This is a genomic window from uncultured Tenacibaculum sp. (assembly GCF_947499065.1).
Taxonomy (GTDB): domain Bacteria; phylum Bacteroidota; class Bacteroidia; order Flavobacteriales; family Flavobacteriaceae; genus Polaribacter.
Map to the genome: position 1 here is coordinate 1 of NZ_CANMMT010000044.1, position 213 is coordinate 213.

The 213-nt window shown below is 41.3% G+C and carries 1 protein-coding gene; it reads left to right on the forward strand.

The window, feature by feature from the left end:
- The coding region (locus tag Q0958_RS18920; RefSeq protein WP_299126136.1) for a YDG domain-containing protein at positions 1 to 213 on the forward strand (213 nt) is incomplete at both ends.

A 213-nucleotide genomic window follows, 5' to 3' on the forward strand; every position in this document is an offset into this window, starting at 1 on the left:
AGCAGATAGTAAGACTTATGATGGAAACAATGATGCTACGGTAACTTTAGGCGGAACCCCATTAGTAGGAATTGTAGGAGGAGATGTTGTAAGTATCGGAGGTTCACCAACAGTTTGGGATTTTGCAAGTGTTGATGTAGGGACTGGAATATCAGTAACTGCTACCACAGGAAGTTATACCTTAACAGGAACGGATGCAGGAAATTATACAGT